The organism is Mycobacterium sp., from assembly GCF_032161845.1.
In the GTDB taxonomy this organism is placed as follows: domain Bacteria; phylum Actinomycetota; class Actinomycetes; order Mycobacteriales; family Mycobacteriaceae; genus Mycobacterium.
This window is the reverse complement of the sequence record NZ_JAVRQA010000143.1, coordinates 1-13869: the sequence shown is the minus strand read 5'-3', so window position 1 is coordinate 13869 and position 13869 is coordinate 1. Positions and strand designations below refer to the sequence as shown.

Genomic DNA, 13869 nt, shown 5'->3' with positions numbered 1-13869 from the left:
AGTTCCTGATCGTCAAGGACTATCCCGGCGCGGCGGCGCTCAGCTTCCTGCTGATGGCGATGATTCTCGCCGGCGTGCTCTCCTACACGCGGGCCCTCGGCACGGAGGACCTGGTATGACGGCGGGGTTGAAATGACACTGCAGGAGGGCACCGCCATCGTCGACGTGATCGACCGCCCGCCCGTGCGGAAGCGGCGTTCGATCATGGGCACCGGCAAGTTCGGCGACGTCGTGCTCAGGGTGATAGCGGCGTTGGTGCTGCTGTACATCTTCGTGCCGATCTTCGTGATCGTGCTGTTCTCGTTCAACAAGCCCGCGGGCAAGTTCAACTACACGTGGCAGGGCTTCACGCTCGACAATTGGGCGGACCCGTTCAAGTACCCGGCCCTGGCCGAAGCGTTGAAGATGAGCATCGAGGTGGCCGCGCTGTCCACCGTGATCGCGGTCGTCCTCGGTACCTTCCTTGCAATTGCCTTGGTGCGTCAGCGTTTCCGCGGCAGTAAGGCCGTTGATACGTTCCTGGTCCTGCCGCTGACGGCGCCCGAGGTGGTCATGGGCGCATCGCTGCTCACCTTGTTCCTCGACCTCGGTTGGGCGACCGGCTTCGGAACGATCCTCATCGCGCACGTGGCCTTCGAGATCAGCTTCGTCGCCATGACGGTCCGGGCCAGGGTCAGAGGCTTCGACTGGACGCTCGAGGATGCGTCGATGGACCTTGGCGCCAGCCCCACCCGAACGTTCTTCAAGGTGACGCTGCCACTGATCGTCCCCGGTATCGTCGCGGCTGCGATGCTGTCGTTCGCGCTGTCGCTCGACGACTTCATCGTCACCTACTTCGTGAGTGGCTCGACGGTCACCTATCCGTTGTTCGTCAACGCGGCGACGAAGGCCGCCGTGCCGCCACAGATCGACGTGCTCGCGACCGCGATCCTGGTGATCAGCCTGGTTCTACTGGCCGTCGGAACGCTATACCGCCGCAAGCGAATCGATGTCTAGGCGAGCTGGACGGTAACAGTAACGCGGCCCTTGTCGTCGCGGTGGGCGATCCCGTGGCCCGCGCGATCTTGACCGTCGAGCCTCAGCAGGGTGATGGGGCTACCCTCCCCCAAAAAGTTGCGCCACCAGACCTTGTTGTCGGGTGACATGACGTTGATGACGATGCTGTCGCCCGCACGTCGGTAGCCCACGGGTGTCTGGATCGTCTTGCCCGAGCGCCGTCCGACGTAGCGGATGTTGATCACACCTCGGCGCACCACCGGTCCGATGATGGGTGCGTCGATCAGACCGACGAATAGCTTGTTGACGATACCGAAGATGGGCGAGTTGAAGATTCCGGATGCCATGTGGCGCAGGGTATCAGCCGACGTCGACGAGGACGGGCGCCCTGGCACCGGCACGTGCGGCGCCGATGCCCGCGACCACGACGAGGCAGATGCCCACCACACCGACTGCCCCTGGCACCTGCGAGAGCACCAGGAAGCCGATCAACATCGCGAACGCGGGCTCAAGGCTCATGAGCGTTCCGAAGGACGCGGTCGTCAGCCTGCGCAGTGCCATCAACTCCAAGGTGAACGGGACGACTGGCAACAGGATCGCGAGACCGATTCCGAACAGCAGGATCTCGGGCGTGATGCGCGGGATCACCGACGACCCGACGACGAGAGTGGAGAACACCGCCGCGACGCCCATCGACACGGCTAGGCCGTTCACGCCTTCGACGCCGTCGCCGACTCGTTGAGTCAGCAGGATGTAACTCCCCCAACAGACGGCGGCAGCCAGCGCATAGAGCACGCCCAGCGGGTCGATGGCACCGGCCCACGGCTGGGTCAGGAGCACGACTCCGACGGCGGCGAGGCCCGGCCAGACGAAGCGATTACGACCCCTGCCCTGGAGGACGGCGACGCCGAGGGGCCCGAGGAACTCCAATGCACTGGCCGTGCCCAACGGAATTCGGGCGACGGCGGCCATGAACAGCAGCGTGACGGCCGCGGTTACCACGCCGAGCACGACGCACGTCAGGAACGTGGTCCTGGTAAAGGCCGACGGGCGCGGTCGGACGATGATCAGCAACAGGACTCCGGCCCACACCAGCCTCAACCACGCCGCACCCTCGACACCGATCTGGTCGATGAGGCCGAGGGACAACGCCAGGCCGACCTGGACGCACAGCATTGATCCCGTCGCCATCAACACACCGGTGCGAGCGTGGTTCGTCGTCACCCTTGCATTGAATGGCATCCACACCGTTCGCGTCCACGTGATATTTCGGGACATACCGTCCAGAAATTATGAACGATTGGGCGCGAGCTGAGTCGTCAGGTATTCGCCGCCATTTCCGAGACCCCGCCCTCATCGGCGAAGTCGATCTGGGCACCTGGATTGCTAATCGCGGTGATCACACCCGTCCCGAAGGCACCGGTCCGGTCGTACAACGTGGCCGCGCCGGTGCTGATACCGTCCGCCACCCAGTGCGAGTCGGCCTGCACACAGATCCATTCGTCCACCGGCAACCGAGCAAGCGCCACCGTCAGGTCTCCGTTGATGTACCCGATGCCCGCGGTGCCGAGGTTGGCGACCAGGCTGGTGCCCTCCGCCGCGTACACCGCGTTGACCAAGGGCGTATTGACCGCCCCCTCGACCACGTCGATGGCGCGATTCAGAAATCTCTTCCGCGACGTGTTCCGATGGTCGGCGATGTTCGGGCTCCAGCCGCCGTCGTCGCTGCCGACCCGCAGGTACGTCGACTCGTCGACATCGTCGGGTAGCGGGAGGTCCAGCGTTGCCGACCATTCCTCGCCTCGCGGTGCGGATGAACGCCGGTACTGGACGAGCGTGGCTCTTGCCACCGCGACGCCGTCCTGAAGGAGCTCGCATTCGGAGTTGCGCACCCGCCTGCCGTCGCGCACCAATCGCGCCGTCGCGATCGTCGGAACCCCGCGGGCTGCCTTGAACAGATCGACCGTGAGGCGCGCAGGCATGAACTCGTCGAGACCGAACTGCTCTTCGATCGTTCGGGCCGCCAGGCCAACGAGGGCCGGACCGTTGAGTTGATCGGCGCCCCAACGGCTTCGCGCGTTCGGCGTGGGGAGGAACGTGTCTGCGGCCGTTTGGACGAAGTGCGCCGGACGTGCGGTCATTCCCGAATGGTCGCACAGGCTCTGCACGCGTTTGACACCCGTACCAGCTAGGTCGATCGATCACGCCCGAACCGTTCATCAATTGCGGACAATACGTGTCGTGGACACTCGCCGACTTCAGCTGCTGCTTGCGCTGTCCCGTCTTGGATCGATGCGCGCGGTCGCCGAGACGCATCATCTGACCACCTCGACGGTGTCCCAACAGATTGCGGCGCTCGCCAAGGACACCGGGGTGGCACTGATCGAACCCGAGGGCCGCCGCGTGCGCCTGACACCCGCCGGTCGGCGATTGGCCGACCATGCGGTGACGATCCTCGCCGCCGTCGACACCGCGCGCCTAGACCTCGATCCGGACGCCGAGCCCGCGGGCACTCTCCGCGTCGGAGGATTCGCCACCGGAATTCGGGTGTCGTTGCTGCCGATCCTCGCCGAGTTGTCCGAAAGCCACCCTGCCGTCAAGGTCGTCATCAGCGAGTACGAACCGATCGAAGCGTTCGCATTGCTCACCGACGACGACCTCGACCTCGCCTTGACCTACGACTACAACCTCGCTCCAGCCTCGCCGGGCGCGGCGCTGGAAACGATTGCGTTGTGGTCGACCGCTTGGGGCCTTGGCGTGCGGACCGCCGAACCCGACGGTCCCGCCCGGGTGTCGGACTACGCCGACCGCACGTGGATCGTGAACTCGCGCAACACCGCTGACGAAGACGCCGTGCGCACACTGGGGGCACTCAACGGGTTCACCCCACGCATCGCGCACCAGATCGACAGTCTCGAACTCGTCGAGGACCTGATCGCCGCGGGGTACGGCGTGGGACTTCTTCCCCTCGACAGAGCGACCGGCATGGGCGTGAAGGTCGTGCCGTTACTCGACCCCGCCGTGGCGCTCACCGCGTATGCCGTGACCAGGATCGGTCGAACCACGTGGCCGCCGCTGCGCGCCGTATTGGACAGGCTGCGACCGCCGTCCGATGTTCTGCCAGAACCACATTGGCCGCGACCTGCCGCCGAGATTCGTCAAGCAGGCCCCTGCCCCAACGTCAGCGACTGAGCTACCCGGTAGCGATCGAGCACGTCGGGGGTCGGGTCGGCGGTGTAGGACGCGGTCACACCGAACGTCCACGTCGGGGGGGCCTCCGCTTGGGACAGGGTCCAAGAGGCCTGTCTGGCCGCGCCGAGCGCGACGTACTCCGCGGGCGTCGGCACGTGGACGGGAAGGCCCAGAATCGCGGGGGCGATGCGGCGAACGGCCTCGGAGCGGGCGCCGCCCCCCACCATGATCACCCGTCCCACGTCGATGCCCTGACCCGAAATCTGCTCAAGACAAAACTGGATCGAGGCGAGCAGACCCTCCACCGCGGAGCGGGCGACGTTTGCGGGCTGCAGGTTTCGCGTCGTGACGCCCTGCAGCGCGCCAGCCGCCGCGGGCAGATTGGGCGAGCGCTCACCATCGAAGTACGGCACCAGGGTCAACCCTTCGGCACCAGCCGGGGCGGAGAGCGCGAGCCGATCGAACTCGTCGAAGTCGACGCCGAGCATCCTGGCGACGGCGGCCAGCACGGGTGCGCCGTTGAGTGTGCACACCAAGGGCAGCTGGCGGCCGGTGGCGTCGGCGAATCCCGCGACCAGGCCGGCCGCGTCGTGCGAGGCGGCATCGCCGACGGCGCTGACCACCCCCGAGGTCCCCAGCGAGACGACGCAATCCCCCGGTCCGACTCCGAGGCCGAGTGCCGCGGCCGCGTTGTCTCCCGCCCCCGGGCCGAGCAGGGCTCCAGTGGTGGTCCGTCCTGCGGCGTCGAACGGTCCGAGAACGGGCGGGACCGCCGGACGACGCCCGCGCATGGCCAGCTCGAGCAGATCCGGCTGATACTCGCTGTCCTCGGCGGCGAAGTAGCCGGTACCGCTGGCGTCGCTGCGATCGGTGCGGATGTCGGCCACGTCGGTGGAGCCGGACAGCCGCCACGTCAACCAGTCATGGGGCAGGCAGACTGCCGCGGTCGCGTCGGCGTGTTTGGGCTCGTGGTCGGCCAGCCAGCGCAGTTTCGTCGCGGTGATCGCCGCCACCGGGACCACCCCGATCCTGGCCGCCCACTCCCCTGGGCCGCCCAGTTCCTCGATCAGCGCGGCGGCCGCGTCGCTGGATCGAGTGTCGTTCCACAGCAGCGCATCTCGCACGATGTTGCCAGCGGCATCGAGGCAGACCATGCCATGCTGCTGGGCCCCGACCGAGACCGCGGCGACGTCGTCCAGTCCTCCCGCCGCGGCGGCGGCGTCACCGAGAGCGGCCCACCAGGCGGCCGGATCGATCTCCGTTCCGCCCGGGTGCGGCGCCGAGCCCGAGCGCAAGGTGTCACCGGTGTCGGCGTCACAGATCACGACCTTGCACGATTGGGTGGACGAGTCGATTCCCGCGACGAGGACCACGCCGACCTCCTTCAATACTTGGAGACCTCCACCCTAATGCGAAGCTAACCGGATGAAATGGCCTCAGCTCGTTGCCGCGGTGATCGTCATCGGATCGGCGGGACTGGTGGCGGCACCGTCCGCCGCGGCCGACGATCTTCAGACGCGCATCGTCGCTGCGGACGCATATCTGGCCACCCGACCCGGTTCAGTGGGCTACGTGCTCAGGGACCGCACGACGGGCGCGACCTACCGCAACTCACATGCCGGCGATCTGGTGTGGACGGCATCGGTGATCAAACTGGCGATGGTGGTCGACCTCCTGACGCGGGCCCGGGCCGGCGCGATCTCGCTGTCTGAATCCGATCAGAACCAGATGGCCGCGATGATGCACTCGTCGGATGACGACGCCGCGGATGCCTTGTGGACCCGCTTCGGCGGCCCCGATCACCTGGCGTACAACACCAACTTCCCGCGATACGGCATGACGGATCTGCAACCGCAGAAGGGATTCAGCAGCATCTACCCGTACTGGGGATTTCAGAAGACCACGGCCAACGACCTCGACCGACTGATCAATTACGTCCTGACCCGCCTCGATCCGGCCCAGGCGGCTGCCATCGTGTACGAACTGCAGCACGTCGCCCCCAACCAGCAGTGGGGAGTCTGGGGCGCGGGTCCCGCGATGGCGCCAGGGAACAAGGACGGCTGGTCGTTGGAGCAGGGCGGCTGGGTCACCAACTCGGTCGGCTTCGCGGGACCCGGTCAGCGATACACGCTGGCAATGATGAATTCACTCGGCGGGGCCGGCGGTTACGACGATGGCGTCACAACGACCACTCACGTCGCCCAGATCCTCTTGGCCGGGCTCGGATCCAGCTGACCGTCGGCCCTCACTGACGGGTTTGCAACCAACTTCGCCGGGGAATTCCCCCCGCATGTTGATCCGACGAATCGCGCGTCCCATGCTGGCCACCACCTTCATCACCCGTGGGGTCGAGGCGATGCGCAACCCCAAGCCCGCTGCCGATGCGACTCGGTCCACGCTGGAGGGTCTCAGCAAGCTGCCCGACCCCGTCGGCGCGAACGTACCGGCCAACGCCGAAACCGTCGCCAAGGTCACCGCAGGCGTACAGATCGGAGCGGGGCTGCTGCTCGCCTCGGGACGCCTGCCACGCCTCTCGTCGGCGGCGCTCGCCGTCAGCGTGGTGCCGGGAAGTCTTGGTGGGCATGCGTTCTGGAACGAGACCGACCCGGTTCGCAAGGCCGCCGAACGTAAGGCGTTGTTCGCCGACGTCGGCCTCATCGGTGGTCTGATCATCGCGTCCGTTGACACCGAGGGCAAGCCCTCACTCGGCTGGCGTGGCCGTCGCGCCGCACGCAAGGTCAGCGAGAAGGTGTCCGGGGTACTGCCGTCGACGTCGGCCTCCGGTGGCGCCCTGATCGACGCCGATCTCGTCGACAAGTGGGGCGAAGGACTTCAGTCCGGGCTGCACGTCGGGGCGGAGCGCGGCCGCGAACTCGCTCACGTCGCGCTGGAGCGTGGCAGCGAATTCGCCGACGTCGCCCGCGAACGCGGCGCCGAGTTCGCCGACGTCGCGCTCGAGCGTGGCAACGAACTGGCGGACGTGGCTCGCGACCGAGGCCCGAAGTTGGCCAAGAAGGCGCGCAAGCGTGGCAGCCAACTCGCCGACCTCACCCACGACCGCAGTGTGGAACTTGCCGAGGTCGCACAGAAGCGCAGTGCCATGCTGGCCGAGGCCGCCCGCGATCGCGGCAACGAGCTAGCCGAACGGGCGCAGGACCGAGGTGCGGAGCTCGCCACGGCGAGCCGCAAGCAGGCCAAACGCGCTCGCAAGGAAGGCAAGCGCGCTCAGAAGGAGCTCGCGAAGCGCGCCAGCTGACGGACGGGCCGCGGGTAGATTGACGGCATGACTACCGGCGGCTTCGACCCACAGTTCGGCGATTCCCCTTCCCGCAGCGTCGAGGCCGGCCCGCTACTCCCCCGCTTCTTCGCCAGGGTGATCGACGGCATCCTCGTCGGAATCGTGGGCTTCGTCATCGGTTTCGTCACCGACACGTGGTCGAACGTGATGGTGACGGGCCTGTTCACGGGCGTGTTGATGTTCGCGTACTTCGTGACGTTCGAAGTCACCCAGGGGTGGACCCCCGGCAAGAAGCTGCTCGGGCTCAGCGTTCACGGACCCGCAGGCGGACCGAAGCCGGACCTCCGACAGTCCGCGATCCGCAATCTGTTCACGCTTTTGCCCATCGTGCCGTTCATCGGCGGGCTGCTCGGCGTCATCGCGATCATCGTGATCGCGGTGACCATCAGCGGTAGCCCGACCAAGCAGGGCAAGCACGACGAGCTGGCCGGCGGAACTCAGGTGCTCAAGGGCTGACGCCCGCTGCCCGTCAGATCACCAGGTCCAGCAGCAGCACGACGATCAGACCGCTGACCGACAAGATGGTCTCCATGATCGACCACGTCTTGATCGTCTGACCGACGGTCAGCCGGAAGTACTGGTTGACCAACCAGAAGCCCGCGTCGTTCACGTGTGAGAAGAACAGCGAGCCGGCACCGACGGCGAGGACCACTAGCGAGACCTGACCGGTGGGCATCCCAGCGACCAGAGGGACGATCAGCGACGAGGCGGTGATCGTGGCCACCGTCGCCGAGCCCGTTGCGAGCCGGATCAGCACGGCGATCACCCAGGCCAGCACTAGCACCGAGATGCTCGCCCCCTCGGCCCAGCGGGCCAGCAAGGTGCCGATGCCGGTGTCCACCAACACCTGCTTGAAACCACCGCCGGCGGCGACGATCAGGATGATGCCCGCGACGGGCGGCAGGCCCGACTCGATGCACTTGGTGATCTCGTCGCGGGTCATCTTGGCGCCGCGGCCCAGGGTGAACATGCCGACGATGACGGCGATCAACAGGGCGATCAGCGGGGTGCCGAGCGTGTCGAAGACCTGCCGGATCAGATTCTTCTTGTCGTCGATGAAGATGTCGACGAGCGCCTTGCCCAGCATCAGCACGACCGGCAGCAGCACCGAGAACAGGGTGATCGAGAACGACGGTCGGCGTTGCTCCTCCCCCTCGGCGAAGCGGTCCGCGTCGAAGGTGTCGGGAGCATCGACGACTACCCAGCGTCCCGCCAGCTTCCCGAACAGCGGGCCGGCCAGGACGATGGTGGGGATGGCCACCGCGACACCAAGAGCGAGCGTGATTCCCAGGTCCGCGTTGAGCAGGCCGATGGCGGTCAACGGACCCGGGTGCGGCGGCACGAAGCCATGCATCGCGGAAAGGCCTGCGAGAGCAGGTATTCCGACGGTGACCAACGACAGCTGCGAACGCCGCGACACCAAGTAGATCACCGGCATCAACAGCACCAGGCCGATCTCGAAGAACATCGGCAGGCCGATGATCGCACCGACCAACGCCATCGCCCACGGCAACATTCGCGGCGAAGAGTGCCCGACGATCGTGTCGACGATCTCATCGGCGCCGCCGGAGTCGGCGAGGAGTTTGGCGAACATCGCACCCAAGGCGATGAGGATGCCGACGCTGGCCGCCGTGTCACCGAATCCCTTGGTGAACGAGGCAAGCACCGTGGTGAGGTTCTCGCCAGCGACTACGCCCACGGTCAGCGCGCCGAACATCAGCGAGAGGAACGGGTGCAGCTTGACCAGCGTGATCAGCACGACGATCACGGCGATTCCGATGAGGAAGGCCAGGACGAGCTGCCAGCCGGACGCGACCGGCTCGGCAAGCTTCGGTGCGTCGTCGGCGAGAAGGGTAATCCCCGAAATCATCAGAACTCCTGTCCGGTGCGAGCGAGATAGTTTTCGACGATGGAGTCGATGTCTTGATCGACGTCGATGTCGACGCCGTGCTCGTCCGCCAGCAGCGGCTCGAGGGTTTCGAACTGCGATGCCAACAGCGAGGCGGGCATGAAGTGCCCTGGCCTGCTGGCCTGCCGTCGCCCGATCACTTCTGGCGTCCCGACCAGATGCAGGAACTCGACGCCGGGACAGTGCTGGCGCAGTTGGTCGCGGTACGCGTGCTTGAGTGCCGAGCAGCTCATCACACCGCCATCGGGGTGTGCGGCCAGCCAGTGCCCGATTGAGTCGAGCCAGGGTCGCCTGTCGGCATCGTCCAAGGCGTGACCAGCGGTCATCTTTTCGATGTTCGCCGCGGGATGGAAGTCGTCCGCGTCGGCGAACGGCACGCGAAGGCGCTGGGCGAGCGCTGCGCCCACGGTGGACTTGCCCGAGCCCGAGACACCCATCACCACGATTGGCCTCGTCTCCGGTGCCATCGCCCACCTCCCGATCCGTTGTACCCGGTTGTGCCGGGCATCACACAGACTGCCTCAATGATCTGATGATTGCAACCCTGTGGTCGAAAGATCTGTCTTTAATGGAACCAGCAAACTCTATGACAAGATGTATGCCGTGGCCGCACCTTCAAACGTCAGCGCGTTGCACGACAACGTCCTGACCGGAATCGGGGCCGAGATCGTGTCCGGCACGCTGCCCGCGGGCGGGGTCATCAACCTCGAGGGGGTCGGAGCGCAGTACGGCGTGTCCCGCAGCGTGGCGCGCGAGGCCGTGCGGGTTCTCGAATCGATGGGGCTCGTCGCCTCGCGCCGCCGCGTGGGCATCACCATCCAACCCGTGGGGCGATGGAATGTCTTCGATCCAAGGGTGATTCGCTGGCGCCTGGAATCCGGTGACCGCACAGCACAATTGGTGTCACTATCGGAGCTGCGCCGTGGATTCGAACCGGCTGCTGCCGCACTGGCGGCCCGTCGCGCCGATCCGCATCAGTGCCGCATCATGGCAGCCGCCGTCTCGGACATGGTGGTGCATGGACGGTCGGGCGATTTGGAGTCGTACCTGCTGGCGGACAAGGTTTTTCACCAGACACTGCTGGACGCGAGCGGCAACGAGATGTTTCGCGCCCTCAACGGCGTCGTCGCAGAGGTACTGACCGGGCGCACCCACCACGGGATGATGCCGGAGACCCCCAACCCGGTCGCGATCGCCCTGCACGACGAGGTCGCCCGTGCGATTCGGCTGCGCGACGAAGCAGCCGCCGAGCGCGCCATGCGGGGGATCATCGACGAAGCGATGAACGACGTCAGTTCGTCTGGCGATTAGGCGCGGGTGGTTGACTGCGAAGGTGAGCAGAACGCCGACGACGGCCCGCCGACTATTCGACCGATTCGAACCCGTGCACGCGCTGACCTACTTCGCACCGGAATCTCGCGAGGCGTTCGAGCAGGCGGGTTTTCGGGGCTTCTGGATGGGTTACTTCGGGGCCAGGTCAGCGCCGCTCGGTCCGGTGGCCGCCGACCTCGTCACGGCGATCTTCTACAACTTCGCCCCGTCGCAGGTGGCCCGCGCGCTGCCATCGGCATGGAACTTCGTCAGCGCCGCAGACGCGCTGCGGGCACGGGAGACGTCGGCCGTCGCGGCCCTGCGGCGCTGCGGCGTCACCGACGGTGACGAGGTCCGCACCGCTGCCGACCTGTTGGCGAAGGCTGCCAGCACGGCCCCGCTGGATGGCCGCCCGCTCTTCGCGGCGAACCGGGCCCTGCCGTGGCCGGACGAACCCGTCGCGCGGCTGTGGCACGCCACCACCCTGCTACGCGAGCAACGCGGCGACGCGCACGTCGCGGTCCTCGTCGCCAACGGCATCGGGGGCAGGGACTGCAACGTCCTGCACTCGATCGCCGATCGGGTGCCCCGCGACTTCATCATGCGCAGCCGCCAGTACGACGAGGACGAATGGCGTGCGTGCGTCGACCGACTCGCCGCGCGAGGGATCCTCGATGACGAAGGCGCCCTGACGGATTCGGGCCGGGAGTTCAAGAAGTTCCTCGAGGACTCGACCGACGCGCTGGCACTACCGGCCTTCGACGCCCTGGACGACGGTGAGCTGGAGCTGCTGTTCCGCACCATCACCCCGATCACCAGGGCGGTGATCGCAGCAGGCGACATTCCCGCCGCGACGCCCATGGGCCTTCGTCGCGACGACCTCGACGACGACAGCGCCCGCCTCGACTAGCGCGGGGCGCGGTCTCGGATTCGGGTGGTGCGGCGCGGCAAGGTCGGTCACGCCAGCCACCATCGCCACCCCAGAACGTCTTCAGTATGTGGTGGCACCGAATTGCGTGAATAACGTTTCAGCGCGACGCGGTTGCACCGCATAAACGGCCGTTGAAGCGCTTCCTGGGACTTAGACTTCGGCCGTGTTCTCGGAGACGCGCTATGCGATGAACGGGGACTTGCGCGTGGCCTATCGCGCATCGCATGAAGGTCCTCGCGACATCGTGGTAGTCCCGAACTGGTTCAACTGTTGTGAAGTTCTGCCCGAGCTACCGGCGATTCAGGGGTGGGTTGAGGCGATGACATCGCTTGGTCGGTTGATCTTCTTCGATCAGCCGGGCACGGGCGCGTCCGATCCGGTCTCGACGGGTACGTTGCCGACGTTGGAGCAATGGGCCGACAGCATCACCGCGGTGTTGGACGATCTCGGGAGTCGCGAAGCGGTTCTCGTCGCGTTGAACGCTGCGTTCGCGCCCGCGGCGCTGTTCGCGGCCAGCTATCCGTCTCGCACCACGGCGCTGGTCGGGCTTGAGGTCTATGCCGATCCGATGGTTGGAAACACCGGGATGACTCCGGAGGAGTTCTTCGGTGCCATGGTCGCCGTGTGGGGAACGGGCGAGTTCGAACACGTGCTCAATCCCGATATGCCGTGGAATGAGGAAATCCGGGCAACGTGGGCGCGATATGAACGCCTGTCGGCGAGCCCACGGACCCTTGCTCTGATGATGCCGGTAGTGTCCGAATTGGACATACGGGCGCTGCTTCCGACCGTCCGCGTGCCAACCCTCGTCGTCCAGTACACGAACGACTCACTCGTCACACCCGCTGATGGCAAGTACGTCGCCGATCACATCCCTGGCGCGAAATACGTTGAGCTGCCGGGGCGCAACCTCTATCACTTCGTTGAACCATGGCGCGAGTCCTTCCAGCACGTCGCTGAGTTCCTCACCGGTGAGCAGCCCGACGTACCCGATGATCGAGTTCTCGCCACGGTGCTGTTCACCGACATCGTGGAGTCGACGCGGCGCGCCGCGGAGATGGGCGACAGGGACTGGCATGCGCTGCTCGATGCCCATGACGCCGTCGTGCGGTCGCAGCTGGCGCGGTTTCGTGGCCGTGAGGTGAACACATCGGGCGACGGATTTTTAGCGATGTTCGACGGTCCGCAGCGAGCAATCCGCTGCGCCATGGCAATTCGCGAGGCGGTGGCGGCGCTCGGCATCGAGGTCCGCGCCGGGTTGCACACCGGCGAGTGCGAGGTACGCGGCGACGACATCGGCGGGATCGCCGTACACATCGGTGCGCGGGTGGGTGCCCTGGCCGGTTCCCACGACGTACTGGTCTCCGGGACGTTGAAGGATCTCGTCATCGGTTCGGGGCTCGAGTTCGAGGACCGTGGCGCCCATGAACTCAAGGGTGTGCCTGGGCGGTGGCAGCTGTTCGCCGTCGCATCACCGTGAACTGAGCATGGGGTGTAGCTAGAACGGCGGGATCGAGGTGTCTGGCGCCGGCTGTTGGACTGCTGTCTGTTCGACTGGCATCTCGGTGGCGGTGCGGTTGGCTTCGCGTTCGTCGTTGATGCGGCGGGCGCGGTCTTCGGTTCGGGTGGTGCGTCGCCGCGGCATGGTGAGTCCGGCGGTGTGCGCGGGTGGTGGTGTTCCCGTCGCGGCGATGGGTGCGGTGGGTTCGGACAGGGTCGGAAACAGCAGCCGGCTTGCCGGGGTGGTGGTGTACGTGCGGCCATCCGGTGCAGTCCAATGGATGGTGCCGTCGGGGAGTTGTCGGTCCCGCCAGCCGCCGTCGCCACCCCAGAATGTTTTGAGTAAGTGGTGAAAACGGCAGAGGCACTTCAGGTTCGACGCGCCGGTCGCCCCGTACGGCCACGGAATCGTATGATCCACGTCGCAGTTGGTGGCGGGGTGGTGGCAGCCGGGAAAGCGGCAGGTCAGGTCGCGGCACCGGACGAACTCGGCCAGCTTCATCGACGGTGTGTGGCGGGGTTCGGGTGGGGCTTGCCCGGGATGGACGATCGGGCGGATCTTCGCGTGGCGGGCCGCGCGGCGGGTGAGGGGCCCAGGGACGAAACCGCCACCCATGATCGCGCCGGGCCGAATCTGACTCGGTCGCCCTGCGGGCGGGGTCATCGCCTCGGTCAGCGTCATGTCGCGGAGCGGCTTGGTGAACATCGGCGGTGCCACCCCATCGAGGCCCG

At 66.5% G+C, this 13869-nt stretch carries 15 protein-coding genes and 1 pseudogene; 9 read left to right on the top strand and 7 right to left on the bottom strand.

Annotated elements, in window-relative coordinates; genetic code table 11:
• Positions 1–119 (top strand): annotated as a pseudogene (locus QOD90_RS08550) (ABC transporter permease); the annotation flags it as partial.
• Between the two features lie 85 nt (positions 120–204).
• Positions 205–996, top strand: coding sequence for an ABC transporter permease (locus QOD90_RS08545; protein WP_526348611.1), 792 nt, complete (start codon positions 205–207; stop codon positions 994–996).
• Here QOD90_RS08545 and QOD90_RS08540 read toward each other — a convergent pair.
• The 3 genes from QOD90_RS08540 to QOD90_RS08530 form a co-directional block, all read right to left on the bottom strand.
• Complete coding sequence (locus QOD90_RS08540) at positions 993–1343, bottom strand: hypothetical protein (RefSeq protein WP_526348609.1); 351 nt, start codon at positions 1341–1343, stop codon at positions 993–995. The genes QOD90_RS08545 and QOD90_RS08540 overlap by 4 nt on opposite strands.
• Positions 1344–1356: 13 nt before the next feature.
• Positions 1357–2220, bottom strand: a complete 864-nt coding sequence (locus tag QOD90_RS08535; RefSeq protein WP_526348607.1) for an EamA family transporter — start codon at positions 2218–2220, stop codon at positions 1357–1359.
• A 95-nt stretch (positions 2221–2315) separates the two neighbouring features.
• Positions 2316–3137: an acyl-CoA thioesterase domain-containing protein gene (locus QOD90_RS08530; protein WP_526348605.1), complete on the bottom strand. Its 822-nt coding sequence runs from the start codon at positions 3135–3137 to the stop codon at positions 2316–2318.
• Positions 3138–3237: 100 nt separating this feature from the next.
• Between QOD90_RS08530 and QOD90_RS08525 the strand changes: the two genes are divergently transcribed.
• Positions 3238–4188 (top strand): LysR family transcriptional regulator, encoded by a 951-nt coding sequence (locus tag QOD90_RS08525; RefSeq protein ID WP_526348603.1) that lies wholly within the window; start codon positions 3238–3240, stop codon positions 4186–4188.
• Here the strand turns inward: QOD90_RS08525 and QOD90_RS08520 are convergent.
• A complete protein-coding gene (locus tag QOD90_RS08520) occupies positions 4155–5561 on the bottom strand; it encodes a xylulokinase (RefSeq protein WP_526348601.1) in 1407 nt (468 codons plus the stop codon). The genes QOD90_RS08525 and QOD90_RS08520 overlap by 34 nt on opposite strands.
• Before the next feature lie 52 nt (positions 5562–5613).
• Here QOD90_RS08520 and QOD90_RS08515 point away from each other — a divergent pair, with 52 nt between their 5' ends.
• Genes QOD90_RS08515 through QOD90_RS08505 form a run of 3 tightly spaced genes read left to right on the top strand, consistent with a single transcriptional unit; the run spans position 5614 to position 7942 of the window.
• A complete protein-coding gene (locus QOD90_RS08515; protein ID WP_526348599.1) occupies positions 5614–6423 on the top strand; it encodes a serine hydrolase in 810 nt (269 codons plus the stop codon).
• A gap of 55 nt (positions 6424–6478) precedes the next feature.
• On the top strand, positions 6479–7444 hold the full coding sequence (locus QOD90_RS08510; protein ID WP_526348597.1) for a DoxX family protein: 966 nt from the start codon (positions 6479–6481) through the stop codon (positions 7442–7444).
• A 27-nt stretch (positions 7445–7471) separates the two neighbouring features.
• Positions 7472–7942 (top strand): RDD family protein, encoded by a 471-nt coding sequence (locus tag QOD90_RS08505; RefSeq protein ID WP_526348595.1) that lies wholly within the window; start codon positions 7472–7474, stop codon positions 7940–7942.
• 13 nt (positions 7943–7955) lie between these two features.
• Here QOD90_RS08505 and QOD90_RS08500 read toward each other — a convergent pair whose 3' ends face one another.
• Both QOD90_RS08500 and QOD90_RS08495 read right to left on the bottom strand, forming a co-directional pair.
• Positions 7956–9356, bottom strand: coding sequence for a GntP family permease (locus QOD90_RS08500; RefSeq protein ID WP_526348593.1), 1401 nt, complete (start codon positions 9354–9356; stop codon positions 7956–7958).
• A complete protein-coding gene (locus QOD90_RS08495) occupies positions 9356–9862 on the bottom strand; it encodes a gluconokinase (RefSeq protein WP_526348591.1) in 507 nt (168 codons plus the stop codon). Before QOD90_RS08495 ends, QOD90_RS08500 begins: the two co-directional genes overlap by 1 nt.
• Before the next feature lie 127 nt (positions 9863–9989).
• On the opposite strand from QOD90_RS08495, the gene QOD90_RS08490 reads away from it, so the two are divergent.
• The 3 genes from QOD90_RS08490 (at position 9990) to QOD90_RS08480 (ending at position 13117) form a co-directional block, all read left to right on the top strand.
• On the top strand, positions 9990–10706 hold the full coding sequence (locus QOD90_RS08490; protein WP_526348589.1) for a FadR/GntR family transcriptional regulator: 717 nt from the start codon (positions 9990–9992) through the stop codon (positions 10704–10706).
• Between the two features lie 22 nt (positions 10707–10728).
• Positions 10729–11616 (top strand): SCO6745 family protein, encoded by an 888-nt coding sequence (locus QOD90_RS08485; protein ID WP_526348587.1) that lies wholly within the window; start codon positions 10729–10731, stop codon positions 11614–11616.
• 184 nt (positions 11617–11800) lie between these two features.
• Positions 11801–13117: an adenylate/guanylate cyclase domain-containing protein gene (locus tag QOD90_RS08480; protein WP_526348585.1), complete on the top strand. Its 1317-nt coding sequence runs from the start codon at positions 11801–11803 to the stop codon at positions 13115–13117.
• Between the two features lie 18 nt (positions 13118–13135).
• On the opposite strand, the gene QOD90_RS08475 is transcribed toward QOD90_RS08480, so the two are convergent.
• Positions 13136–13869: HNH endonuclease signature motif containing protein (locus QOD90_RS08475; RefSeq protein ID WP_526348583.1), on the bottom strand; the 734-nt coding region annotated here is incomplete at its 5' end.

Excerpts from the sequence above, each read along its gene's own strand:
- QOD90_RS08545 (WP_526348611.1), top strand. The coding sequence starts at position 205 with ATGGGCACCGGCAAGTTCGGCGACGTCGTGCTCAGGGTGATAGCGGCG.
- QOD90_RS08540 (WP_526348609.1), bottom strand. The coding sequence starts at position 1,343 with ATGGCATCCGGAATCTTCAACTCGCCCATCTTCGGTATCGTCAACAAG.
- QOD90_RS08530 (WP_526348605.1), bottom strand. The coding sequence starts at position 3,137 with ATGACCGCACGTCCGGCGCACTTCGTCCAAACGGCCGCAGACACGTTC.
- QOD90_RS08515 (WP_526348599.1), top strand. The coding sequence starts at position 5,614 with ATGAAATGGCCTCAGCTCGTTGCCGCGGTGATCGTCATCGGATCGGCG.
- QOD90_RS08510 (WP_526348597.1), top strand. The coding sequence starts at position 6,479 with ATGTTGATCCGACGAATCGCGCGTCCCATGCTGGCCACCACCTTCATC.
- QOD90_RS08505 (WP_526348595.1), top strand. The coding sequence starts at position 7,472 with ATGACTACCGGCGGCTTCGACCCACAGTTCGGCGATTCCCCTTCCCGC.
- QOD90_RS08500 (WP_526348593.1), bottom strand. The coding sequence starts at position 9,356 with ATGATTTCGGGGATTACCCTTCTCGCCGACGACGCACCGAAGCTTGCC.
- QOD90_RS08495 (WP_526348591.1), bottom strand. The coding sequence starts at position 9,862 with ATGGCACCGGAGACGAGGCCAATCGTGGTGATGGGTGTCTCGGGCTCG.
- QOD90_RS08490 (WP_526348589.1), top strand. The coding sequence starts at position 9,990 with ATGTATGCCGTGGCCGCACCTTCAAACGTCAGCGCGTTGCACGACAAC.